General features: G+C 55.7%; 20 protein-coding genes. 16 read left to right on the forward strand and 4 right to left on the reverse strand.

What is annotated here, in order from left to right; genetic code table 11:
- The first annotated feature begins 4 nt into the window (after nt 1-4).
- Genes JQN73_RS16695 through JQN73_RS16715 form a run of 5 tightly spaced genes read left to right on the forward strand, consistent with a single transcriptional unit; the run spans nt 5 to nt 4819 of the window.
- The gene (locus JQN73_RS16695) at nt 5-1174 is read left to right on the forward strand and encodes an acyl-CoA dehydrogenase family protein (RefSeq protein WP_205319975.1); all 1170 of its coding nucleotides are present in this window, start codon (nt 5-7) and stop codon (nt 1172-1174) included.
- Between the two features lie 11 nt (nt 1175-1185).
- Complete coding sequence (locus JQN73_RS16700; RefSeq protein WP_205319977.1) at nt 1186-1626, forward strand: thioesterase family protein; 441 nt, start codon at nt 1186-1188, stop codon at nt 1624-1626.
- Between the two features lie 42 nt (nt 1627-1668).
- Nucleotides 1669-2061, forward strand: a complete 393-nt coding sequence (locus tag JQN73_RS16705; RefSeq protein WP_205323419.1) for a RidA family protein — start codon at nt 1669-1671, stop codon at nt 2059-2061.
- A 9-nt stretch (nt 2062-2070) separates the two neighbouring features.
- Nucleotides 2071-3591 (forward strand): 3-hydroxyacyl-CoA dehydrogenase, encoded by a 1521-nt coding sequence (locus JQN73_RS16710; RefSeq protein WP_205319979.1) that lies wholly within the window; start codon nt 2071-2073, stop codon nt 3589-3591.
- Nucleotides 3592-3631: 40 nt separating this feature from the next.
- A complete protein-coding gene (locus JQN73_RS16715; RefSeq protein ID WP_205319981.1) occupies nt 3632-4819 on the forward strand; it encodes an acyl-CoA dehydrogenase in 1188 nt (395 codons plus the stop codon).
- Nucleotides 4820-5145: 326 nt separating this feature from the next.
- Here JQN73_RS16715 and JQN73_RS16720 read toward each other — a convergent pair whose 3' ends face one another.
- Complete coding sequence (locus tag JQN73_RS16720) at nt 5146-6051, reverse strand: N-carbamoyl-D-amino-acid hydrolase (RefSeq protein WP_205319983.1); 906 nt, start codon at nt 6049-6051, stop codon at nt 5146-5148.
- Between the two features lie 5 nt (nt 6052-6056).
- Complete coding sequence (locus JQN73_RS16725) at nt 6057-6362, reverse strand: RidA family protein (RefSeq protein WP_205319985.1); 306 nt, start codon at nt 6360-6362, stop codon at nt 6057-6059.
- Nucleotides 6363-6978: 616 nt separating this feature from the next.
- Here JQN73_RS16725 and JQN73_RS16730 point away from each other — a divergent pair.
- The 11 genes from JQN73_RS16730 to JQN73_RS16780 all read left to right on the forward strand — a co-directional run bounded on the left by JQN73_RS16730 (nt 6979) and on the right by JQN73_RS16780 (nt 22620).
- Nucleotides 6979-7791, forward strand: coding sequence for a GntR family transcriptional regulator (locus tag JQN73_RS16730; RefSeq protein WP_205319987.1), 813 nt, complete (start codon nt 6979-6981; stop codon nt 7789-7791).
- A gap of 1049 nt (nt 7792-8840) precedes the next feature.
- Entirely contained in the window at nt 8841-10241 is a 1401-nt protein-coding gene (locus JQN73_RS16735) for an MFS transporter (RefSeq protein ID WP_205319989.1), read from the forward strand.
- Between the two features lie 421 nt (nt 10242-10662).
- Nucleotides 10663-11532 carry an oxaloacetate decarboxylase gene (locus JQN73_RS16740; protein WP_205319991.1) on the forward strand — a complete coding sequence of 290 codons (870 nt, stop codon included), beginning with the start codon at nt 10663-10665 and terminating at the stop codon, nt 11530-11532.
- 1 nt (nt 11533) lies between these two features.
- Nucleotides 11534-12931, forward strand: coding sequence for a 3-isopropylmalate dehydratase large subunit (leuC, locus tag JQN73_RS16745; protein ID WP_205319993.1), 1398 nt, complete (start codon nt 11534-11536; stop codon nt 12929-12931).
- A gap of 2 nt (nt 12932-12933) precedes the next feature.
- Nucleotides 12934-13578 (forward strand): 3-isopropylmalate dehydratase small subunit, encoded by a 645-nt coding sequence (leuD, locus tag JQN73_RS16750; RefSeq protein WP_205319995.1) that lies wholly within the window; start codon nt 12934-12936, stop codon nt 13576-13578.
- Nucleotides 13579-13642: 64 nt separating this feature from the next.
- Nucleotides 13643-15082, forward strand: coding sequence for an MmgE/PrpD family protein (locus JQN73_RS16755; RefSeq protein WP_205319997.1), 1440 nt, complete (start codon nt 13643-13645; stop codon nt 15080-15082).
- A gap of 107 nt (nt 15083-15189) precedes the next feature.
- Nucleotides 15190-16332 (forward strand): 2-methylaconitate cis-trans isomerase PrpF family protein, encoded by a 1143-nt coding sequence (locus JQN73_RS16760; RefSeq protein ID WP_205320004.1) that lies wholly within the window; start codon nt 15190-15192, stop codon nt 16330-16332.
- A gap of 68 nt (nt 16333-16400) precedes the next feature.
- Nucleotides 16401-17537, forward strand: coding sequence for a CapA family protein (locus tag JQN73_RS16765; RefSeq protein WP_205320006.1), 1137 nt, complete (start codon nt 16401-16403; stop codon nt 17535-17537).
- 318 nt (nt 17538-17855) lie between these two features.
- The gene (locus JQN73_RS16770; protein ID WP_205323420.1) at nt 17856-19250 is read left to right on the forward strand and encodes an MFS transporter; all 1395 of its coding nucleotides are present in this window, start codon (nt 17856-17858) and stop codon (nt 19248-19250) included.
- 186 nt (nt 19251-19436) lie between these two features.
- Nucleotides 19437-20597, forward strand: a complete 1161-nt coding sequence (locus JQN73_RS16775) for a porin (RefSeq protein ID WP_205320008.1) — start codon at nt 19437-19439, stop codon at nt 20595-20597.
- 379 nt (nt 20598-20976) lie between these two features.
- A complete protein-coding gene (locus tag JQN73_RS16780) occupies nt 20977-22620 on the forward strand; it encodes a 3-(methylthio)propionyl-CoA ligase (protein ID WP_205320010.1) in 1644 nt (547 codons plus the stop codon).
- Nucleotides 22621-22866: 246 nt separating this feature from the next.
- On the opposite strand, the gene JQN73_RS16785 is transcribed toward JQN73_RS16780, so the two are convergent.
- A complete protein-coding gene (locus JQN73_RS16785) occupies nt 22867-24153 on the reverse strand; it encodes a CaiB/BaiF CoA-transferase family protein (protein ID WP_205323421.1) in 1287 nt (428 codons plus the stop codon).
- Nucleotides 24154-24176: 23 nt separating this feature from the next.
- Entirely contained in the window at nt 24177-25343 is a 1167-nt protein-coding gene (locus JQN73_RS16790) for an acyl-CoA dehydrogenase family protein (protein WP_205320012.1), read from the reverse strand.
- Nucleotides 25344-25353 lie beyond the last annotated feature (10 nt).

Here is a 25353-nt window from a genome sequence, read left to right on the forward strand (position 1 = left end):
CACCATGGCAGATAAAAATTATTTGGAATGGCCTTTTCTTGATCCTCGGCATCGTGCGCTGGAAGCGGCGGTCGATGCATGGGCCAGCGCGCATATTTCGCAAAAACACGACAAAGATCTAGATGCTGCGTGCCGCGGCCTGGTGCGCCAGTTAGGGGATGCGGGCTGGCTTCATCATGCGATCGGCGGTAGCGCATACGGTGGCAACAGCGAACTGATCGATACGCGTGCCGTCTGTCTGATACGCGAGACCCTGGCGCGTCATTCCGGTCTGGCCGATTTCGCCTTTGCGATGCAGGGGCTGGGCTCCGGCGCCATCACGTTGTTTGGTAGCGACGCCATGAAACGACAGTTTCTTCCGCGGGTCGCCAGTGGTGACGCGATTGCCGCGTTTGCCTTGTCTGAGCCCGAAGCAGGATCGGACGTGGCAGCCATGCAATGTGCGGCGCGACTGGATGGCGACCATTATGTGTTGGACGGTGAAAAGACCTGGATTTCGAATGGCGGCATCGCCGACCTGTACACTGTCTTTGTGCGCACCGGTGAGGCGCTGGGCGCGCGTGGTATTACCGCCTTTGTCGTGGAAGCTGACCGACCGGGGTTCGAGATTGCCGAGCGGATCGATGTGATCGCGCCGCATCCCCTGGCACGCATCAAATTTGTCAATTGTCGTGTGCCTGTCTCTCATCGTCTGGGCGAACCCGGGCAGGGGTTTAAGGTTGCCATGGCGACGCTGGATATTTTCCGCACTTCCGTGGCCGCAGCGGCGCTAGGATTTGCCCGGCGGGCACTGGATGAGGCGTTGAAACATGCCACCTTGCGCAAGATGTTTGGTCATACTTTGGCCGATTTCCAGCTGACTCAGGCCAAGTTAGCCCAAATGGCGACGGGGATCGATGCTGCTGCATTGCTTACTTATCGCGCGGCCTGGCTGCGTGATCAAGGCCAACGGGTCACCAAAGAAGCAGCGATGGCGAAATTGACCGCAACCGAAACAGCGCAGCAAGTCATTGATGCAGCCGTCCAGATGTTCGGTGGCCTCGGTGTCGTCAGCGAACATCCGGTGGAGCGGTTGTATCGCGAGATCCGCTCGTTACGCATTTATGAAGGGGCCAGCGAGGTGCAACAATTGATCATCGCCCGGGAAATGTTGCGTGAGGCGATTCCGCTTTGAGCGCCCATCCGATGAAATCATCCGAACCTGTTTTCGCGACCAGCATAGCGGTGCGCTTCGGTGATTGCGATCCGGCTGGAATCGTCTTTTATCCGCGCTATTTTGAAATGATTAATAACCTGGTGGAAGACTGGTGTGCGATCGGGCTAGGGCACAGTTTTCGTAGCTTGCACATGGAGCAAGGCCTGGGTTTGCCGACGGTGCACGTAGAGACCGATTTTGTCGCCGCCAGTGAACTTGGTGAAATCTTGCGCGCCGAGTTGGTGGTAAAAAAAATGGGGAGCTCTTCGCTCACATTAGACATCCGATTATCTGGTCCGGACCAAAGCATTCGGGTCCGTTGCACGATAGTGCTGGTAATGCTGGACTTACAAAAACGCAGCGCCGTGCGCCTGCCGGAACTAATGCGCAGTCGTATCGCAAGGTTCTGTACCGCTCAGTCATCAGCGTAAAAAAAAATGACTTTACCTACATCAATTGAAAAAAGGATCAACATGGACTTCCTGCAACCGCAAGGCTGGGCGCGCGCCAAAGGGTATTCCAACGGCATTGCTGCCACAGGGCGATATGTTTTTATCAGTGGCATGGTCGGCTGGGATGGTGATGGAAAATTCCATACCGATGATTTTTCCGGGCAAGTGCGGCAGGCGCTCTTGAATATTGTCGCTGTGCTGGCCGAAGCGAATGCCTCACCGCAGCATATCGTGCGCATGACCTGGTACGTCGTAGATAAAAAAGAATACGTCGCAGCCTATCGGCAGATCGGTATCGCCTATCGAGAAGTGATCGGACGCCATTTTCCTACCATGACGGCAGTACAGGTCGTGGCGTTGATTGAAGATCGGGCGCGGGTTGAGATAGAAGTGACCGCAGTTGTGCCGGAATAAGCGATCCCGATGAATACATCTCTTATTCTGGGTATTGTCGGCGCCGGAGCAATGGGGCGGGGCATCGCTCAGATTGCTGCCATAGCCGGCATACAGGTCAAGTTGTACGACCGGCAAGCGGGTGCCGCCGACGATGCACATCATCTCATTACCTTGCAGTTACGTAAATTGCAGGAAAAAGGCCGGCTAACCGATCTGGTGGTGGATGCCGCCATTAACAGCATTGCGCGGGTCAATACGCTGGACGCATTTCAAAATTGCGATATCGTTATCGAAGCGATCGTCGAAAATCTCGATGCCAAACGTGAATTGCTGGGCTGCCTGGAAGGTATCGTCGGGCCCGACTGCATCTTTGCAAGTAATACGTCGTCATTATCGGTGACGGCGATTGCTGCCGCTGCCACGCATCCCGACCGGGTTGCCGGCCTTCATTTCTTCAATCCAGTGCCATTGTTGAAGTTGGTCGAGGTCATTCCTGGGTTGCTTACCGCTGAACCGGTGGTACAATTTTTGATCGATTTTGTCCACAAGATGGGGCATAAACCGGTTCGCGCGACGGATACGCCGGGATTTATTGTCAACCATGCGAGCCGGGGCTATTTGACTGAGGCGCTGCGGATAGTCCAGGAGAATGCCGCTAACTTTGCGCAAATTGATGAAGTCATGCGCGAGGCTGCCGGGTTTCGCCTGGGACCGTTCGAGCTATTAGATTTAACCGGGCTGGATGTTTCGCATCCTGTAATGGAGTCGATTTACCAGCAGTATTATCACGAGCCTCGCTATCGTCCCAGTGTCATCACCGCACAACGCCTGGGAGCCGGTTTGTTGGGACGCAAAAGTGGTCGTGGATTTTATTGCTATGAAAATGGCGTGATCCGTAAAGACGCGGTCCCTGTGGTCGAAGCGCCAGCGCAACCATGGTCCGGAGCAGTGTGGGTTGCGCGTGCAGACCCACGCACCTCAGCAAAGATAGAGGCCTTGCTATCGCGCTGTGGCGCAATCCTGGAAACAGGACAAAAACCTTCTGCTGCGGCGCTGTGTCTGGTAGTACCGATGGGCGAAGACGTCAGTACCTGTGTCTTGCGCGAAAGGCTTGATGCACCGCGAACGCTGGGTATCGACACGCTGACGGATTGCTATGGGCGCTTGACACTGATGAGCAACCCAGCGACCGACAGGGCGCTGGCGCAACAGGCGCAAGCGTTATTAGCGCGGAGCGGGCAAGCCGTTACCTTGATAAAGGATAGCTACGGTTTTATCCTGCAGCGGGTCTTGGCCATCATGGTCAACATTGGTTGCGACATCGCCCAGCAAGGAATATGCACCCCCGAGGATCTCGATTGCGCGGTCGAGACAGGCCTGGCTTATCCGCGTGGGCCATTAGCATGGGGCGATCATATCGGTGCAGATCAGGTGCTGACCATATTGAAGAACCTGCATCAAACCACCGGAGACCCGCGCTATCGGCCCAGTCCCTGGTTGATGCGACGTGCCCAATTGGGATTGTCGTTGCGTCACTCGGATAATTAATTCTCATCTAAAACCCAATCCATCTATTCAGGAGATTTATATGACATATGCCAAAGCCCCTTTTCATTGGGACGACCCATTATTATTGACAGAACAATTGACGGACGATGAGCGCATGGTACGCGATGCTGCCCAATCCTATTGCGAGGGTAGACTCGCACCGCGCGTACTGGAATCCTTTCGGCACGAAACAACCGATCCGGCAATTTTCCGAGAGATGGGCGAGCTTGGTTTGCTGGGTGCCACGATCCCCACAGAATACGGTGGCTCCGGTTTAAATTACGTCAGTTATGGTTTAATCGCCCGTGAAGTCGAGCGAGTCGATTCCGGTTACCGGTCGATGATGAGTGTACAAAGTTCATTGGTGATGGTGCCGATCAACGAATTCGGCAGCGCAGCGCAAAAACAGAAGTATTTGCCCAAGTTGGCAACCGGCGAGTGGATAGGTTGCTTCGGCCTGACAGAGCCGAATCACGGCTCGGATCCCGGCAGCATGGTTACGCGCGCCAAAACCGTACCGGGCGGCTACGCAGTTTCAGGTGCGAAGATGTGGATTACCAACAGCCCGATTGCCGACGTGTTTGTAGTGTGGGGAAAGACCGACGATGGCAAGATCCGGGGCTTCATTCTGGAAAAAGACTGGAAAGGCCTGTCAGCACCGGTCATTCATGGGAAAGTCGGGCTACGAACTTCGGTGACTGGCGAGATCGTGATGGATGAAGTATTCGTTCCGGAAGAAAATCTGCTGCCGCATGTCGAAGGCTTAAAAGGACCATTCACTTGCCTGAATTCGGCACGCTTCGGAATTGCATGGGGTGCGTTGGGTGCCGCCGAGTATTGCTGGCATGCTGCGCGCCAGTACACGATGGACCGTATCCAGTTTGGCCGTCCGCTGGCTGCTAACCAGTTAATTCAAAAAAAGCTGGCCGACATGCAAACCGAGATCACGATGGCTTTGCAGGGTTGCTTGCGTCTGGGCCGCATGAAGGATGAAGGTACTGCCGCGGTTGAAATTACATCGATGATGAAGCGCAACTCCTGCGGCAAGTCGCTCGATATCGCCCGTACGGCACGCGACATGTTGGGAGGCAATGGCATCTCGGATGAGTTTGGGGTGATACGTCATATGGTGAATCTGGAAGTCGTGAATACCTATGAAGGCACGCATGATGTGCATGCCCTGATATTGGGTCGCGCCCAGACCGGCATTGCGGCGTTTGCCAATTGATCGACTTTGTTGCATGAATCTCCGGAGGAAACTCAAGGGTTGCTTTGCTTTGCTTTGGTTTGTGATGTGACCGGCACGTTATTGGTGGCTAATGCGGTGATTTTTATTCTCTGCGCGTGGACGTTCGCGACGCGCTCCAGAGCCTCTCTTGAGGAAGCGTCAACCAAGCGTTCCAATATTATCGGAAGCAACGGTGTACTTGATCTCGAGCCACGCCGCATTGAATCTGTCCTCGACGTTGCCCATGAATGCGTTTTTGTCGGCGTCTCTGACCTTGGCGTATCTAAAAGGCTGGGCCAGCAGCCACTTGACCCAAGCTTCGTAGATCACAAAACTTCAATAAGCAGCCCATATTTTTCCGGACGCCGATTGAGTTTCAAATTAAACTCCCCCTCCTTGCCGGGCAGGCACGCATCCAGATCACACTCGGCAACCGCGAGCTCGTCACCAATGCCGGAAGTTTCGGCGACAATCTCACCAGTAGGTGCAATGATGCACGTCCCTGCCATCATGTCGCAACCTTCTTCCAGCCCCGCCTTGGCAACTCCCACGACCCAGGTACTGTTCTGGTAAGCGCCCGCCTGCATACAAAGACGGTTGTGAAACAGGCGCTGAGCTGGACTTTGTGTCTGGCCTGGATTGAGCAAAGGCGTATTGTAGCCGAGCGTGATCAACTCCACCCCCTGGAGCGCAAGTATGCGGTAGGTTTCCGGCCAGCGTCGGTCATTGCAGATTGCCATGCCAACTTTCCCGCCAAAGGCGTCGAACACGGGAAAACCGAGGTCACCCACCTCAAAATACATTTTCTCGAGATTTTGAAATGGATGCTCCGGATGGATCTCACTGTACCCCGGCAGATGCACCTTGCGGTATTTGCCGACGATTTGCCCCTCCTTACTGACCAGTACCGAGCTGTTGAACCGCTGTTGACCGTCCAGTTCGGCGTATCCCAGGGAGAATCCGATGCTGAGACGTTTCGCCGCCTCAAACAGCGCGACCACAGGTCCTTCAGGCATGGTCTTTTCGTAATAGCTGTCAAGCTCCACCGGGTCGGTGACCTCCCAGTGTGGAAAGAAGGTGGTGAGCGCCAGTTCGGGGAACACCGCAAGGTCACAACCACGGATACTGGCTTGCTCAAGCAGGGCGATCAGGCGTTTGACAACCATCTCTCTGGTTTCGGTTTTCGCGATTGGGCCAAGCTGAGCGGCCGCTACTTTAACAATACGTGCCATAGTGTTCAGACCTTAAGTTTGCAGGGCGCCACATTGATCTGAACCTTCGCATTGACCATCAGCCACGCTTCGGTGCTCGGGGGTGCCAGCTCTCCGCCGGGGAAGTCGTTCATGCGGACAGGCTTGAACCTGCCGAAGTAACGGGCGCCGTCCAGCCTCACTGCGGTCTTGCAGACATAGGCCAGGGTGGCATCGGTGAGCGCCAGGGCGGAGATACAGACGACGTCGCCGTCGCGTGTTACGGGTGACATGGGGCGCGATCTGTGGTCGCAAGCAACAGGTGCGTTGCCCAGGTATTCGAGTGATGACATAGATAGCTCCGGTGGAAGGGGCGGGAACGGGGCAACACCAAGGTGATGCAAACCGCGTTAGCGTATGCCCATGCGCATGCATTGGTAGCCGCTGAAAGCCCAAATCTAAAATGTATTTTCAGTTCAGCCTATTGAAATCATAGTCTATACCAATATCACCATAAAATAAAACGCTGCAATATTTTTTGCTTTCTGTGGATTATATAAAGCTGTAGCATAACAATCTGTTGCCCAGTCATCGTGCATTAAAAAAACGCGCTATGCCTTCTGCTCCTTTTAACCGCAACTGAAACGTTCCGTCGCAAAACGCTTTCGTGTGCGGCTCGGCCGGTTGGCAAGGACATGGTTTCAGATTGAACGTCTTCGTCACAGTAGGTTATCGATTATTTCATCTGATAAACCTAACATATTTGATACTTTTTCAGGTGCTTTTTCCATCTGCCAGTTCGGTGACGGAAGCCTCAATGCGCGGTTTAAAAGCGAGATTTAAACACTTTACAAGGAAGCTAACATCCGGTGTAGTTGAATCCTTTTTGGCGGTGAAGGCTGTTTCACGCGATGTGTAATCCTGACATTATTACGATATAATCACAGACCAATCTTACATTCCGTGTATATGACCTTATCGACTATTATTCCACCTCTTTCTGCCACGAAGGGCATCGCATTGCATCGCCAGATATTTCTGGTGTTGCGCGACGAAATTTCGCGCGGTATGTACCCCGATGGCGCGCTACCTAAAGAAGAAACGCTGTGCGAGCGCTTTGGCGTGTCGCGCATTACGGTGCGGCGCGGCTTGAATGATCTCGCAGCGCTCGGCGTAGTCGAACGGCGGCACGGACGTGGAACCTTCATAGTCGGTGGCCCATCGCAGGCACGTCCGGCACCTAGCCTAAGTATTATCGACGACCTCCGCAAAACCGCGATGGAAACGGTGGTGCAGGTGCTAGAGGTCGTGCAAGATGTGCCACCGCTCGACGTAGCGAAACTTTTACTGCTACCGGCAGATGAAAAGGCGGTCCACGCTTTGCGGCTTCGCTTCAATAGCAGCGGTGCCCCCGCCATGATAACCGACGCATGGGTGCCTGCTTCGATCGGGCGACGGGTTACCGAGGCGGCGCTCAAGAAAAAAGCATTGTACGAAATCCTGATTGCGCAAGGTATTCAGTTCGGAAGGGTAGTGCAAGAAACTACCGCAGTTGCGTGTGATCCGCAGCGGGCCCGACTGTTGCGAACCGAAGTCGGCGCGCCGTTATTAAAACTGGTGCGTCTGATGCACGACCTCGATGCAAGCCCGGTGCTGCACCTGACAGCATACATGCCAGCCGATCGTGCTCGGATACTGATGGAAATCCCGGGTGATAGCGTTAATACGTTATTCGCCGGACAAATTATTATCGACGGCCCCGACCAAAATGGGCCCGACTAAAGAGCACTGCGGAAGCACGCATCGCCGCCTCCGGAGAATGACAGAAAATACAGGCGACCGAGTCAACCTCGAGTTGTTCGCCTGTTGTCGTTTCGAAGCCTTGTACCGATTCGAGTGGCTACGCCAATTGAAAGTATACCTACAGCGCAGTTGACTTTGTCCGCCTTTATATCCCGCTCCACACTCTGGCGATACGCGATCGTCACCGGAATTCAGTCGGGATGGGCTGTAGGCTGCCGCTCTCAAACATCTTTCGTACCATGCCAGTTTAATTTCCCTGTTCACTTTACGCACGTAATGGGCAGAGATTTCAGCGCCAGATGACGCTTGACCATGTGCGCCTCTCAGGCCACTCGGTCACAATTTTCCGCAAGCTTAAACCGTGCGGCTTTAATTATTGCATTTCGCATTCACCGCATGGCGTTACAAGGCTGTTCCAAAAAACGGTCGTTATCCGCCCTTGGTGTATCAATGTTCAATCGCTGCGCTGTATTCGTTTATTTCCGCTGGGACACGTATCAAATTTGTAGAGAATATTTATAGCATTGTATGGTGTTTATAATGTGATACACTCAGCTTTACGGTGCCACAAAGAGTGCCAACCAGTCGGCCCCCGCTAGCAGGAGACACATGAATTCAAGCAATATAGCAAGTAAAGCTACCTCTACAGTCGACACCGTAGATGCTGAATGGTCGCGACCATCGTTGTTTGATGTGCGGCCGGTCCCCTTGCGATTCCGATGTATTACCGCTCTGAGCGATGTCAATTTTTCCTTCCCGCGCTGTCAAATTAGTGGACTGACGGGTTGGCGCCCACGCATTGGAAAACCAGGCCTTACCAGAAATATTTGTAAAAAGATGCACAGCGTCGGAATTTCGACTTGCTGATGGACCGGGCCTCAGATAAAGCTTAGTGCTGGCACATTCTGGTGAACAACCCCCATGCGCTTTGCGGCTATTCCACACGAAAAGAACAGCAGGAATGCGATTCGCGGCGACGCCAGCGATGCAGGCACGACCAAAAAAATACACAAAAACAGGAGATAAGCATGAAATACACCGCAGGACAGCGACTGGACCGCCTTCCAGAATCATCGTTCCACCGCCGATTGGCCGCATTGATCGGAGCGGGATTGTTCTTTGACGCGTTCGATTTGTTTTTGGCAAGCGGCGTCATGATGGCATTGTCCACCTCGGGTTGGGCCACGATGGCGCAGAATGCCCAGTTTGCGTCGGCGGGAGCGGTCGGTGCATCGATCGGTGCTCTACTCGCCGGTTGGGTGGGTGACAAGTTTGGACGGCGCTTCGCTTTCCAATTCAATCTGCTCTTATTCGGCACCATGTCGATTGCCGCTGCCTGCGCGCCATCGATGACATGGCTCATCGTTTGCCGCTTCCTGATGGGAATTGGCCTGGGTGCCGAGGTGGTTGTCGGGTACTCGACCATATCCGAGTTTGTTCCGCCACAAAAACGTGGCAAGTGGGGCGCGATTATCTTTTTCATTGCGACTTCCGCGCTGCCGGTATCCAGTCTCGTCAGCTATCTGGTGATTCCGCATTTCGGTTGGCGCTGGATGTTCGTCATCGCCGGGACTGGCGCATTCGTGGTCTGGTATTTGCGGAAAAAAATGCCTGAATCGCCCCGCTGGCTAGAATCCGCAGGCAGACATGCCGAAGCGCGTCAGGTCCTTGACGAGATCGAAGCGGAAGTATCAAAAAAACATATTCTTTCCGTACCCGTATCTACTCCCGTCCCTGCTAAAGCGCCGACAGCAGCGCACTATCGCCTGATCGACCTGTTCAAACCGCCACTGCTGCGATCGACGTTGCTGGGTATGACGCTGAACATCGTCCCATTAAGTGCCGTGTATGGGTTCATCGTCTGGCTTCCGACATTTCTTGTCAAACAAGGACTGTCGGTGACGGCCTCTCTCGGCCACACGGCGTTGATGAACACGGGTAGCCTGATAGGCATTTTTTTGGCGGGTCGTTATTCCGATAAATGGGGGCGCAAGAAAGGGATTATCGCGCTCTCCGTCATTACCGCTGGGTTAGGCTGGTGGTACTCCCATGCAGGGTCGATCGAAACAACGGCGTTAATCGGAATCACCCTGATTGCATCGATATATTGCATGGGCACATTATCATTTTCCACTTATGTGCCGGAGCTATTTCCAACCGAGCTGCGGCTGCGTGGAACCAGCATATCGAGTACAGCGGGGCGCGTCGCGTCCATTCTTGCGCCTCAGGCGGTCAGTATTCTGTATGCCTATGAAGGCGGCGTAAGCGGCGTAATGTTCGCTATTGTCGGACTGATGTTGGCGCAGGCGATCATCATGGCGTTGTTTGGTATTGATATGACGGGCCGTTCGCTTGATGCACAGGCTATTGAAATTCCAGTCGAGACAGGCGTCGATGCGTCGACCGTTATCAAACCAAGGCAATCGTAAGTCGGCCTGGCGCTCTTGTTACGCCAGGTGGATGGGTCATAGGCTGTGCTGAGAGACATTCCCTTTCAGAGGAAGATCGGGATCAGTTTCGGTCGATTTTCCCGCCACCGGCACGAGTGCCACTTGCAGATGAGCCACCGCTGCCTCCGCGCTCAGCTCTTAGTGAAATTGAAATTCACCGTCTCGATAGCGAATGCATTGCTTTAGCAGAAGTGCAGAGCGCGGTGTTTGAAGTTTTCAGTTGTAATATTAGTATAATCACATATTGACAAATTCACCGAAGGGTAGCTAAGATGTCTGACCCAGCAGCAAAGAACGAGAACGCGGCAGTAACAACGGCCGACCAGATTCTCAACATAAAACGGTGCGCATTCCGGGTCGCTCGAAATTTTACCCGGTTAGTTTTTTTCGCAGGATTAATATGAAAGCTTCCTCTCTTAAAGCACGGCTGGCAAATCCCAGCATGTTGATCGTCCCGGGTGCCTACGACGGGATCGGTGCCCGCCTGATAGAGCAGGCTGGCTTCGAAGCCGTTTATATGACCGGTGCGGGCACCTCGGCCGCACGTGGCTATCCTGACTTTGGTCTTCTTACCATGAGCGAGATGGTCGATAACGCTGCCAGCATGGCGCGTTCTGTCGCAATTCCGCTGATCGCAGATGCCGACACCGGATACGGTAACGAGCTCAACGTGACGCGCACGGTACGGGAATACGAGGCACGCGGCGTGGCCGGTATTCACATCGAAGATCAGGTTTCACCCAAGCGCTGCGGCCACCTCGACGGCAAAGAGGTTATCTCGCGGGTCGAATTCATATCGAAGATTCGTGCCGCGGTTGAAGCGCGCCGCACAACAGAATTCGTGATCATCGCGCGCACCGACGCGCGCGCCATGATGAGTTTGGATGAAGCCATCTGGCGCGGTAATGCAGCACTCGAAGCCGGAGCCGATATGGTCTTCCTCGAGGCCATGCAAACACTGGAAGAAGTAGCCGCCGTGCCCAAGGCCGTTCGCGGCCCCTGCCTGCTGAACGTAGTGCCGGGTGGCCGCACTCCGATCTTCGATCTGCGTGAAGCGGAAGCGATGGGCTATAAGATGGCGATTCTGCCCGGATTGATGCTAATGGCCGCGATCGAAGCTGGCGATGCAGCGTTGGCGCAGCTCAAGGCCACGTACATGACGCCTCCCATGACAGGCACCGTGGCCCAGATATTTCGCCGTTTCGGTGCCGACGAATGGGACACCGTGCGCACGCGTTTCAACGCCGGTGCCATGATGGAAAGCAAGTGACATGAGCCGTACACTGTTCGATAAACTATGGGATGCGCACGTGGTGCGCGAGTTGGGCGATGGCTGGGTGTTGCTGCACATCGATCGCCATTTGCTGCACGATCTGTCCGGCGCGCCCGCGCTGGCTGATATTGCTTCGCGCGGCTTGTCACTGCAAAATCCAGAACTGGCTTTCGCTACGCCCGATCATGTGGTATCGAGCGCGCCAGGCCGCACCGGCGAAACTTTTGCTCCCGGTGCGATTCTATGGGCCGGACTCAAGCGCGGTGCCGAAAAGGCGGGTGTGCGCTATTTTGACCTTGGCCAGACCGGTCAGGGTATCGTCCATGTGATGGGACCCGAGCTCGGCATTGTGTTACCCGGCACCACAGTGGTGTGCGGCGACAGCCATACTTGTACCAATGGCGCTATTGGCGCATTGGCCTTCGGCATCGGCTCGTCCGAGAGCGTCCATGTACTTGCCACGCAGACCCTGCGTCAGCAAAAGCCGAAGCGCATGCGAGTGCGTTTCGAAGGCACCATGGCGCCGGGAGTTGCCCCGAAAGATTTGATTTTGCATCTGATTGGCCGCCTGGGTGCTGCGGCCGGTGTTGGTTACGCGATCGAATATGCGGGTTCGGCGATTCGCACAATGAGTATCGAAGGGCGCTTGACGATTTGCAATTTGTCAGTTGAAATCGGTGCAAAGTTCGGCATGGTCGCGCCTGACGAAACGACCTTCGCCTATCTTAAAGGGCGGCCGTTTGCCCCCGCCGGTGCGTTGTTCGAGCAAGCTGTCGCACACTGGCGTACCCTGCAAAGTGACGTTGACGCCGTCTTTGACCGGGAAGAAATCATTGATATCAGCGCCGTCGGACCGACCATCACCTGGGGTACCAGCCCGGAACACGTTATTGGCATCGACGGTGTGGTGCCCGATCCAGCGCTAGCGCCTGATTCGGTCAGCCGTGACGCCTGGCAGCAGGCAATCGAATACATGGGATTAGCGCCGGGGCAGGCTATCGCCGGTACCAGGGTCGACTGGGTATTCATCGGCTCGTGCACCAACTCGCGCTTGTCTGACCTGCGCGCCGCGGCCGATGTTGTACGCGGGCGTCGGGTCGCCGTTGGCGTCACCGCCTGGGTTGTCCCGGGATCGCTGCAGGTTCAGCGCGAGGCTGAAGCCGAAGGCTTACAGCACGTGTTTCAAAATGCTGGTTTTGAATGGCGCGAGCCAGGCTGCAGCATGTGTGTTGCGGCGAACGGTGAGCGGGTGCCACCTGAGGCACGCGCCGTGTCCACCTCGAATCGCAATTTCGTTGGTCGCCAGGGCCCGGGTGCACGCACCCATCTGGCCAGTCCCGCGATGGCCGCCGCCGCCGCCGTGACCGGTTTCATCACTGATGTCCGGAGCTTATGACCATGCAAAACTTTACCACCGTCGGCGGGCCCATTGCCGCTGTGATGCGCGCCAATATCGATACCGACGTCATCATCAGAGTTGAATGGCTTAGTATGCCGCGCGAGCAACTTGGTCCCTATGCGTTCGAGGCCCTGCGCTATTTGCCTGATGGCAGCGACGATCCTGAATTCATGCCAAACCGGCCGCCGTTTCGCGGTGCGCCGATTCTGCTTGCCGGAGTAAATTTTGGTTGCGGTTCGTCCCGCGAGACCGCCGTCTGGGCTTTGCAGGCGATGGGAATCCGTTGCGTCATCGCACCTAGCTTCGGCGATATATTTTCAAACAATTGCTTTCAGAATGGCGTGTTGCCGATCGTGCTGGCGCAAGCTCAGGTCGATGCGCTTGCGGCGCGCGCCGCGAACGGCCAGGCCTTTACGATAGATCTGGAGGAACAAACAATTATCGCTGCCGACGGCTACACTCTTGATTTCGGCATCGATACCTTGCGCCGTGCATCGCTGCTGGCAGGGCTCGATGAAATTGGCCTGACCTTGCGTGACGGCGCTCTTATTCTTGCCTGGCAAACTGCGGACCGCACGCGGCGTCCCTGGGTCTGGAAAGTCAATGATCCGCAAACGGAGCGTATTGATCTGGGCCTGGCCTAGCGTAGCCATAATGCGCCCAACAACACTACAAAACTGAAGCCCTTAATTTTGGAGCACGAAAAAAATGAACACCACACAAGACTTGAACCGCGATACCGCGACGGATCCAGACGGCACCACTGGTCAGCTTGCCACCTGGCTGGCTAATCTGAAACTCGACGACGTGCCGCAGCACATCCGGGATCGGGCTAAATACCTGACACTTGACGGCCTGGGATGCGCCATCGTCGGCGCCCAACTGCCCTGGTCGCGCAAGGCAGTCGAACTGGTGACGGCCCTGGAAGGACAAGGCGAGAGCACGGTAATTGGCTGGGGCATGAAGACCAGCGCACCGGCGGCGGCACTGCTCAACGGTACCTTTATTCAGGGTTTCGAACTTGATGATTTTCACCTGGCTGCACCGCTGCACAGCGCATCGCTGGTGATTCCATCGCTGCTGGCGAGCGCCGAAAAATTGGGCGGCATCAGCGGCGCAAAGCTGTTGCAAGGCGCGGTCGCTGGTTATGAAGTCGGGCCGCGTGTTGGTCTCGCATTGCACGGTACGCAAATGCTGTCGCGCGGCTGGCATTCCGGTTCCGTATTCGGCACCCATGCCAGCGCGGCGGCTGCCGGCACATTGTTGCAACTGAATCCGGCGCAATTCGAGGATGCGCTGGGGCTGGCGGGAACGCAGTCGGCGGGATTGATGGCCGCGCAATATGAAGCCATGTCGAAGCGCATGCACCACGGCTTCAGTTCGCGCAACGGCTTGTATGCGGCATTTTTGGCGGCCGGTGGCTACACCGGCATTAAACGCGTATTCGAGCGCGAGTACGGCGGTTTTTTGTCGACCTTTGGCGAAGGGCACGCGCCTGACGCAACGCAGATCACCAATGGCCTGGGCCAGCACTGGGAAATAGAACGCATCGTCATTAAACAATATGCGGCGATGGGTGGATTGCACGCGCCTCTGGATGCATTGTTCGCGATCAATGCGCAGCGCACCTTGCATGCCGACGATATCGAACGCATCGAAGTTGATCTGTCGCATGCGGTCTACCACCATGGCTGGTGGGAAATTGAACGGCCAATTACGCCGATCGGCGCGCAGATGAACATCGCCTACGCTCTCGCCGTGGCGATACTCGATGGCGCTGCACTGGTGCCGCAGTTTACGCCACAGCGTATCAATCAGGATGACGTCTGGGCGCTAATTCCCCGCATCGTGGCGCGCCACGAACCTGAATTTGACAAAGGTGGTCCAGCCGGGCGCGTCCAGACGCGTGTACGGGTCTTCTTCCGCGATGGTTCACAAATTGAGGAATTCCGCATGGCGCCGCGTTCTATTTTGCAACCGCTGTCAAAGGAAGAAATCGTGTCGAAATTTTGTCACTTGACCGACGGCTTGATCACCCCCGCGCGCCAGACTGAAATCGTGCGGGTCGTGCTCGCACTGGAAGAACTGACGGATACCGGAGAATTGATCGCACTGTTGGCACCGAAAGTAGCGGCCGCCTTTGCATAACGACGCCATTTTTTGCGTCAGGGATCTGTCGTTTTGATCCCAAAAGCGGGCAAAGTGGACAACAGCAATAGCGCTCTTTCCTGACATACATTTAAGTGGAAGAAAAAATGAAAAAATCATATTTGCCACATGGAAAAATTTCAGCCGTGTTCATGCGTGGTGGCACGAGCAAGGCAATCATGTTTCATGCGCGCGATCTGCCTGCCGAGCGCGCCGATTGGGATGCGATATTCCTGGCGGCGATGGGCAGTCCTGATCCCAGTGGACGGCAACTGAACGGAATGGGCGGTGGCGTCACCTCGGTATCCAAGGTGTGCGTCATTGGCCCTTCATCGCGCCCGGATGCGGACGTTGACTATACTTTTGCCCAGGTGATGGTCAAGGAGGCACGGGTCAGTTATGCAGGCAATTGCGGCAACATGTCGGCCGCAGTGGGTCCGTTTGCAGTAGACGAGGGGCTGATTGCTGTCAACGGAGCAGGTGCGGAAATACGTATTCACAATACGAACACAAAGAAAATCATCCGTTCGACCATTTTAGTGGAAGACGGCAAAGCGGCGATCGACGGCGACCTGGCAATACCAGGCGTGGCAGGGACGGGCGCTCCGATTCGTCTGGATTTTCTTGAACCGGGCGGCTCCGCGACCGGCAAATTGTTACCATCTGGAAATCCGTTTGACATGCTGGACGTGCCGGGATTTGGTTTGATTGAAGTGTCCATGGTGGACGCGGCCAATCCCTGTGTATTCGTGGACGCGGCAGGTGAGGGACTGACCGGTGTAGAGTCACCGGAGGCACTTGAGCGGAATCTGGCGGCGCTGGCGCGTTTGCATGCGATCGGCGCACAGGCCTCCGTCGCGATGGGACTGAGTGCGACGTTCGGGGAGGGGCTGAAAAACCTACCCCTGATCGGGATCATTTCGAGGGCACAAGTTTCCACGACTCTGTCGGGTACCAGCATTCCAGCCGACGCTGCCGAGCTATGTATTCGCATGCTCTCGAGTGGCCAGCCGCATAGGGCCTTGCCCGGCACAGGCTCAGTCTGCACTGCCGTTGCGGCCCGCATACCAGGCACCTTGCCACATCGCCTGGCTTCCGCTGCCAACGGCAATGCAATTCGACTTGCCCATCCTTCCGGCGTCATCGTGGTTGACTCGGAGGTAACCGAAAATCAAGGGACCTTGCATGCCGTGCGGGGCTCTGTGTATCGGACTGCCCGCCGCTTGTTTGATGGTTTTGTGTATTACTAAATGCAGGACTGACGCGCTGAAAAAAATTTAAATCAGCCGATCAACAACATGAAAGAGGAGTAATAACCATGCCTACCCAGACGCTTATTCTTACCGGCGACATTAACCTGATGAACGTTGGCCCTGGTGACAATCCGTTTGTCAATGTGCGCGACGAACTTCGGTCAGCCAACCTGGTGTTCTCAAACCTGGAGTGCTCGCTTTACAATCCGCCCCACGGGCAGTCCATTGAACAAGAAGGTTTCTTTGCCGATCCCGAGATTGGTGGTGCCGCACTGATAGACGCCGGGATTGGCGCAGTGGGAATCGCCAACAATGTCAATTACGGCGAGGCACCAATTCGGGCCTCGATTGCACAACTCGACCGCCTGGGTATCCCGCATACAGGCGCTGGCGTGAATCGGAAGGCGGCCAACGCCCCGATCATCGTGGAGCGAGACGGTGTGCGTTATGGTTTCCTGCAGCGCAGTTCGGTTTACTGGGCAACCAACCATGAGGCTGGCGACGAAGATACTGGTATTGCCGTCATCATGGGCCATACGGCTTATCACGTTCCCATGTACCGTGATCGCCGCGGCATGGCCCCTTTCAATCGGCCCGGCATTCCTCCGCGGGTCGTTACATGGTGCGACCCGGAATATCTCCGCACTTTTGCCGAGGAAGTCGCCGCTTTGCGCAGCCAGGTGGACGTGCTGGTGGCGTCCTGCCATTGGGGACTGCAAGGAGAAGTATTCGATTACATGACTGAAATTGCGCATACGGCGATCGATGCCGGTGCCGATATCGTGATGGGCCACGGCCCTCATAATCCGCTCCCGGTGGGCTACTACAAAGACAAGCCGATTTTCTACGGGCTCGGAAGTTTTTGCTTCCACACGGGTCACGAGGGAATACAGCACGGTGACTGGGTCGGACTCATGATCCGCGCTGAAATCGAGGACCGCAAGTTAGCACGTACGGCATTCCAGTTTGTGCGGCACAGCGCGGTGAACGAGACGGTTCGCTGCACTGTTGATGAAGAATCGAAGATGCTACTCAAGCTTTCAGAAGCGAGTCTGGCGTTTGGCGCAAAGTTCGAACCTGATACGCAATTTGTTACGGTGGTACCCGTTGGCGAATCGGGTCAAGCGCGTGCCCCCTCCACGGCGGCATTCGTGCGTCGGGCACCGCCTCCCGTTCCGACGCGCGGTGATACACCGCGCTGACGCATTTCAGCCTTGAGGACATGACCATTGGCAAGCGCCGGGCGCTTGCCAGAGCATTCACTAAGCAGGATAAACGGGGACTTCATCTCACCTGCCGGGGATGGATGGACGACTGCGCCCGGATTTCTGCTGATACTGAAAGTCTTGACGGCATTTTGATCGGGTAAGTCAACAGGACGAACTGATGAGAGTCACTTTTCAAAAAAAGCATCAAACGAATCAGCTGGTCAACCTGAGTTTGCAGGCAATGGAAAAAAGAAATTACGATTATTGGGGCAGCATATGACTTCTGTTAACACGAAAAGTGCGACGCACGACATGGCCGGTGCAAACAATACCATTGCGGCGGAGGACATGATTAGCGCCCGGATCGATCGCCTTCCGGCGACGAGGGCAGTATGGACGCTGGTAGTCCTGCTTTCGATGGGTGGATTTTTTGAGATTTACGAGCTGCTTTCTACTGCGTATATCGCGCCTGGCATGATCAAAAGCGGCATCCTCAGCGCGAGCACCGCTAAGCTGTTTGGCTTGAATGGCCTGGCCGCTTTTATTGCGGCAAATTTCGCGGGCCTGTTTGTGGGAACCTGTGTTATCGGCTCAGTGGCGGATCGATTTGGCCGGCGCTCGGTCTTCACTTTCGCATTGCTCTGGTATTCCATCGCCGCTGCCGTAATGGCATTTCAAAACGATGCACAGAGTCTGCTTTTCTGGCGCTTCATGGTCGGCATTGGTCTAGGACTGGAACTGGTCACCATCGATGCCTATTTGAGTGAAATGGTGCCCAGGCATATCCGCGGCCGGGCTTTCGCGGTCTCCACGTCGATCCAGTTTCTAGCCGGGCCGACGGTGGCGCTGATGGCATGGTTGTTGGTGCCGTTGCAGCCTTTCGGCATTGATGGCTGGCGCTGGGTGGTATTGGCAGGTGCGTTTGGGGCACTGCCGATTTGGGCCATCCGCAAGGGCCTGCCAGAAAGCCCGCGCTGGCTGGCAGCGAGCGGGAAAGTCGACCGGGCGCAAAAGATCGTTGCCCTGCTTGAGAAAAAAGTCGCTGCCGAGAGCGGTAAACCGTTGCCTCCTGCACAGCCTGTGAGGCGAATTGAGGAACATAGAAAATCCGGATTTAAAGACTTGTGGACCCGTAAATATGCGCCCCGTACGACGATGCTCGTTCTCTTTCACGTTTTTCAAAGCATTGGAGTTTACGGCTTTGTCAATTGGGCGCCGACTTTCCTGGTCAAGCAGGGCATCACTCTCACGACCAGCCTGAGCTACACGCTGGCGATAGCGATTGCCATGCCGGTTGGACCGGCGCTGGCTATTTTCTTCGCCGACAAGCTGGAGAGAAAATGGCAGATGGTCATATCGGCATTTGTATTGGCGATTGCCGGGCTGATATTTGGGCACACTCTCAATCCCATTATTATCGTGTCAAGCGGAATCGTCATGACACTGGCTGCAGCGATTTTGGCGTACAACTTTCACGCCTATCAAGCTGAACTTTACCCTACGCGTATCAGAGCGATGGCCGTAGGATTCGTTTATTCATGGAGTCGCCTTTCGGGTGCACTGGGCGGTTTCCTGGTCGCGTTCACATTGCATGGTTATGGTGTCTCGGGGGTCTTCATCCTTATTGCTTCATGCATGGGGATGGTCATGCTTGCCATCGGATTCCTTGGGCCGAAAACCAAAGACCTGGCGCTCGAATCGATCTGAGTCCTGCCGGGGAGATATCCCTTAAAAAAAATTGAAATATCAATTAAAAAAGAAATAACTTACGAAGGAGTCTGTGCAGAAAACTGATACATCACTCACACCCGCCGGACGCAGTTTTTAGTGGAGTTGCTTGCGCGCATGCACCTTCCACTCACAAAAAATTATAATAATTCACGAGACAATATCATGCATAAAACAGGTTTAGCCTTAGCCGTTCTTTCCATTTTTTCGACTGCTGCCTATGCGCAATCGACATCGAATGTTACCTTTTATGGCACGGTAGATGAGGCCGTTGCTTATACCAACAATGGTGCTTCTTCTCCAAAGCCTTCGAACACGGTCCTGGTTAGTTCAGGAATTTTCGCGTCTTCGCGTTGGGGCATGGAAGGTACAGAGGATCTCGGTGGCGGACTCAAGGCGAAATTTCAGCTTGAGGCAGGTTTTGATGCGGATACTGGTGCCATGAAGACTTATTCGGGCAACCCTTCCACGGCCACGCCGGCGGCACCGGGCGGTGCCTCCATATCAGGCCTCTTCAATCGGCGTTCTTATGTTGGACTAGAGGGAAATTTCGGCGGCGTTTTCGTTGGTCGTGACTATACCCCGCTGTATTGGGCCATTAATCGAAGTGATCCGCTAAAGTTAGGCTTGTACGGCAACGTGCAGGAAATCGTACAACTATCCGGCACGGGGTCCGACCGCTTCGGACGCGCCAGCAACGCGGTGTTCTATGTGTCGCCCAAGCTTGACGGTTTCCAGGGGCGCGCTATGTATAGTCTGGGTTCAGAGAGCCCCGGCGGAGTGGGTGCTGCGCCAAAAGATGCGAACCACATGTGGGGCATTTCTGGCGAGTACGTGCTCGCAGGATTGACTATTACTGGTGCCTACCAACAGATTCAACTGCCGACGGTCGCCGGTACAGGGACGGCGGCTAGCTTCACTGGTGCCACCGGGACGCGCAAGGATATCGTCGCGGGTGCCAAATATGTCTTTGGCGACTACTCGGTGGCGGGAGGCTACTTTAATACGAAGCAACCAGTCGCGCATACTGACGCCAGCGACATTTGGCTGGGAGGCACCGCCCAGTTGGGCAACGGTACCGTATTGGTGAACTTCCAACGCATGCGCCTGGACGCGGCAGTTGGGGCCGCGCCGAAGGCGACGATCTACGCTCTGAGTTATGTCTATCCATTATCGAAACGGACATCCGTCTATGCGTCATCAGGCATTGTCAAGAATGGCTCCACGGCGGCCTTCGCGCTGGCAGCGAGTGACGCCACCGTCGCAGCAGCGGCACCCGGTGCTGCCGTCAAAGCGATCGCACTGGGCATCTCCCATACTTTCTGATTTCGTCTGAGAGAAACGATGAGGGCGTTGTTGTATCAATAGAAATATGGCAAAAAGCCGGCATTTGTCGACGTTTTGCCAGATTGTTTAAGTCGGGTTCGACAAGGCCGCAGGTCGGATACGGGCAGCACTTGCTACCCGCGTGGACAGGGCCTTGATCGAATCCGCACCCAGGTAATCGAAGTGAGGACGTAAGTGCCTCGTTTGATCAATGGTTGAGGTTTCCTCACTGTCATGGTGAAGAAGCCAGTCCTTGATATGCGTGATGCTGAAGCGAGCTGAGCCGATTCGATCCAGATGACACTGCTTAAAAAATAGTGTCTTGCCATATCGCTATACAAGATGGTCATGCTCCGTGACCTTTATTAAAGAGAGAAGTATGAATGGCTTGATGATGTCCGGGAAGTTACTGATTTCCTCGTTGATTGTGCATGCGGATCGTCATCACGGCGATACCGAAATTGTGTCGCGTCGGGTCGAGGGTGATATGCATCGGTACACGTACCGCGACTGTCACCGTCGTACGCGCCAACTGGCCAACGTACTGACCGGATTAGGCGTCAAGGGTAGCGATCGGGTGGCGACACTGGCGTGGAACGGGTATCGGCATATGGAGCTTTACTATGCGATATCCGGAATGGGTGCGATCATTCACACCGTCAATCCGCGCTTGCATCCGGAGCAGGTGACCTATATTGCGAATCACGCGGAAGATCAGTATCTCTTCTTTGACCTAACGTTCCTGCCGATGGTTAAATTGATCGCAGCGCGTTGCCCAACGGTCAAGGCGTTCGTCGCCATGACCGACCGCGCGCATATGCCGCAGGACGCCGGGATTGCCAACCTGTTGTGCTACGAAGACTTGATGGAAGCCGCATCAGATGATTATGTTTGGCCCACTTTCGACGAAGATACGGCATCTACTTTATGTTATACCTCTGGCACGACCGGCAACCCGAAGGGCGTCCTGTACAGTCACCGCTCAACCCTGCTGCACACCTATGCAGCCGCCTTGCCTGACGCGCTGAACTGTTCTGCGCGCGACGTCATCTTGCCAGTGGTTCCGATGTTTCACGTGAATGCCTGGGGCCTTCCCTATATTGCTTGCATGGTCGGTGCCAAACTGGTGTTTCCAGGGGCAGGAATGGATGGCAGATCACTCTATGAGCTGCTTGAAACGGAACACGTGACGATGGCGGCAGGCGTGCCGACAATCTGGCAAGGTTTGCTGAGTTACGTGGAAACGAACGATGTGAATTTTTCGACGGTGACGCGCACGGTGATTGGCGGCGCGGCCTGTCCACCCGCCATGTTGCGCAAGTTTCAGGACGACTTCGGCGTGCAGGTGTTGCACGCGTGGGGGATGACCGAACTGAGTCCGCTCGGCACCGTCTGTGCACTCAAATCCCGGCAGTTAAAGGCTAGTCCGGAAGAACGCTATGCAGTTCAGGCGAAGCAGGGCCGTGCGGTGTTTGGCATCGATATGAAAATTGTCAGCGAGGACGGGCACGCGCTGCCGTGGGATGGAAAAACGGCAGGGGAATTGCTGGTGCGCGGACCCTGGGTTGCAAACAGCTACTTCAGAAATGAAGGTGATGCCGGCCTCCAGATGGATACTAATGGTAATGGCTGGTTTCCGACCGGTGATATCGCTAATATTGATGCCGATGGCTATCTGCAGATCACCGACCGCAACAAAGATGTCATCAAATCGGGGGGCGAATGGATCGGCTCGATCGATCTCGAGAACATCGCGATGGGGCATCCGGCGGTTTTCATGGCGGCTTGTATTGCGGTGAAACACCCGAAATGGGATGAGCGTCCGCTACTGGTGGTTGTCCGGAAGCCCGGTATCGCTCTGGACCGCGATGCATTGCTTGCTTTTTATGAAGGCAAGATCGCCAAATGGTGGACCCCCAACGACGTGGTATTCGTCGACGCGCTTCCCATGGGGGCCACCGGGAAGGTGCTGAAAAACAAGTTGCGCGAACAGTTCATCGATTATGCTTTCCCAACGGGGTGAGGAAAGCTTGGACGTCGTTTCCACGGCCATTCTCAGTATGGCTGCGCGCTTGCATGTGACGCCCCTGAGCATGAAAACCGTGGTTTCCCGTTAGATCCTTGGTCTGGCGGCCTGCATCCCGCTGAGCGGCTGGCTGGCCGATCGCTTCGGCACCCGGCGCGTGTTTGCCAGCGGGGTGGCCATGAAGCTGAGAACATTGTTCTGAGCCATCTGATACACGCAATGTTCATGCGATAGAACCTAACATTATCCGTCTTCCTTACCAACAGCAGTATTCGGAGGCGGCGAAGAACCCATCGTTGCGACAATGATCCCCTCTTCTCGTAGGCGCTCGATCTTTTGCGGGCAGTATCCAAGCTCACCCAGAATTTCTGTCGAATGCTGGCCGAGCAGGGGTGTCGGCAGACGTACACTGGCAGGTGTCGCGCCAAATCGCGTGGCCGGCCGTACATAGCGTAGCCGGCCCTCACTCGGATGATCCATCGATTGGAACATGCCAATAGCCTGTAGATGCGGATGGTCGGGCAAGTCGTCGAGCGAATAGATCGGTGTGGCAGGAATGTCCAGCTCCTCGCATATCGCTACCCACGCAGCGGTGGTCCTCGACAACGTCATGATGCCCAGCTCACGGTAGAGGTCACGAACCACAGCGTTGAGCTTTTGTCGGTCGGTAATAGCGTAGGTTTCGACCAGGTCGGACCGGCCGACGCGCTGGAACAAGGCAATCCAATGGCCAGGGCTGTAGGGCAACATTGCGACATGACCATCCGCGGTCGGCATGGGCTTGCGGCCGCCGCTCATGATGCGTCCATAGCCGGCCGGTGCCAGCCCGGGGTCGAACGCCAAGCCGCCCAGATGCTCGGCGAGCGTGAATTCGACGAGAGTTTCGAACATCGGTACCTCGATATACTGTCCCTGACCGCTGCGCTCACGATGGAACAATGCGGCCAGAACCGCATTCACTACCGCCATACCGGCGGTCTTGTCGGCGATTAAGCTGGGGACATACTCAGGCGTTCCGCTCGCTTGTCCGGCCAGGCTTGCCATGCCACATGCGCCCTGGATAATGTCGTCGAAAGCCGGTTTGAAGCGATAAGGACCGTCTTGACCGAAACCGGTCGCGGCGCAGTAGACCATATCCGGCTTGATGGCGCGAACGACGTCGTAGCCGAGACCCAGCCGTTCAATTGCGGGAATACGCATGTTGTGGATAATCACATCGGCGCTCGCGGCTAACTCCAGAAATATCTCTCGCCCTTTCGGGCTCTTCAGATCGAGTGCCAGCGAGCGCTTGTTGCGATTGAGCGCAAGGAAGACCGAACTCATTCCAGGATTGCGCGAAACCCCATTGGCGCGCATCAGATCACCTGTGAGACTTTCGATTTTGATGACATCGGCACCATAATCGCCGAGTACGAGTGTGGCGAGAGGCCCGAGCACAACCGACGTGATGTCGAGCACGCGAATACCGCTCAAGGGTCCCTGAAGATCAGGGAGATCGGGGCGGTCCTGCGATGGTGTAGGCGAATGCATGAATTCCTCCGGGCAGTCTAGCTTCAGCGCTTCAATCCGAGCAACTCCCGGGCGATTACCCAGCGATGAATCTCGCTCGGTCCTTCGTAGATTCGCATGAGCCGCGTCTCGTTGGCCATCTGTTGCAGCGGCATCTCGCAGGTCATACCCATTGCGCCGAATGCCTGCATCACGTTGTCGATTACATCCCAGGCCATTTCCGTTGCAAACACTTTGATCATCGATACCTGTGACCGTGCTTCCTCGCCGTTGTCGATGCGCGCCGCAGCTTCGTAGGTCATCAGGCGGCAAGCATGAATACGCGTCGCCGCGTCGGCGACCCACCACTGGATGGTTTGGCGTTCAGCCAGCACCGCGCCGAACGTGTGACGCAAACCCGCGTGCTCGCACAGCATGTCGAGCGCGCGCTGCGCCCGACCGATACACCATGCGGCGATCTGCACGCGACGGGTGGAAAGCCGCGCCTGCATCGGCGCGAAACCTTGACCTTCTTTTCCAAGGAGCTGACTGTGCGATACCCGACAATCGTCGAATAGCACTTCATACGTCGACACGCCGCCGATCATCGGAATGCGACGGTCTACCTTGAAGCCAGGAGTTCCTTTGTCGACAATCAAAGCCGAGATCCCGCCGCGCGCGCCTTTCGTCTTGTCGGTTACCGCCATGACGATAGTCCAGTCGGCGCTGGCCACTCGGCTGATCCAGATCTTTCGGCCATTCAGCGTCCAGCCGTCTGCGTCGCGCACCGCGCGTGTAGTCATCGCTGAGGGATCGGCCCCCGCACCGGGCTCCGATATGGCAATAGCGGACACGGTTTCGCCGCGGGCGTAAGGTGCCAGGTATCGGATCCGCTGCTCTTCATTAGCCGATGTCAGCAACATGCGCAAATTGGGAGAATCCGGCGGCAGCTCGTAAGGTGTGATCGTTTTTCCCAGCTCTTCGTTCACGCCGACCATCGCCACCACGGGTAGATCGAAGCCACCCATCTCAAGCGGTGCATCCAAACCCCAAAGTCCGCGTTCCTTGGACACATCGTTTAGTTGTTCGCGCTCATCGGGCAGCAATTCCCACGGCTTTCCCGTCGCGGCGCGACTCAAAAGCGCCGCTTCACGTGGAATCAATTCTTCTCTGACGAATCGGGCGACCAGATCTTTGAGCATCCGGTGCTCTTCTTCAAGTTGAAAGTTCATCGACACTCCT

Source organism: Glaciimonas sp. PAMC28666 (assembly GCF_016917355.1).
In the GTDB taxonomy this organism is placed as follows: Bacteria; Pseudomonadota; Gammaproteobacteria; order Burkholderiales; family Burkholderiaceae_D; genus Glaciimonas.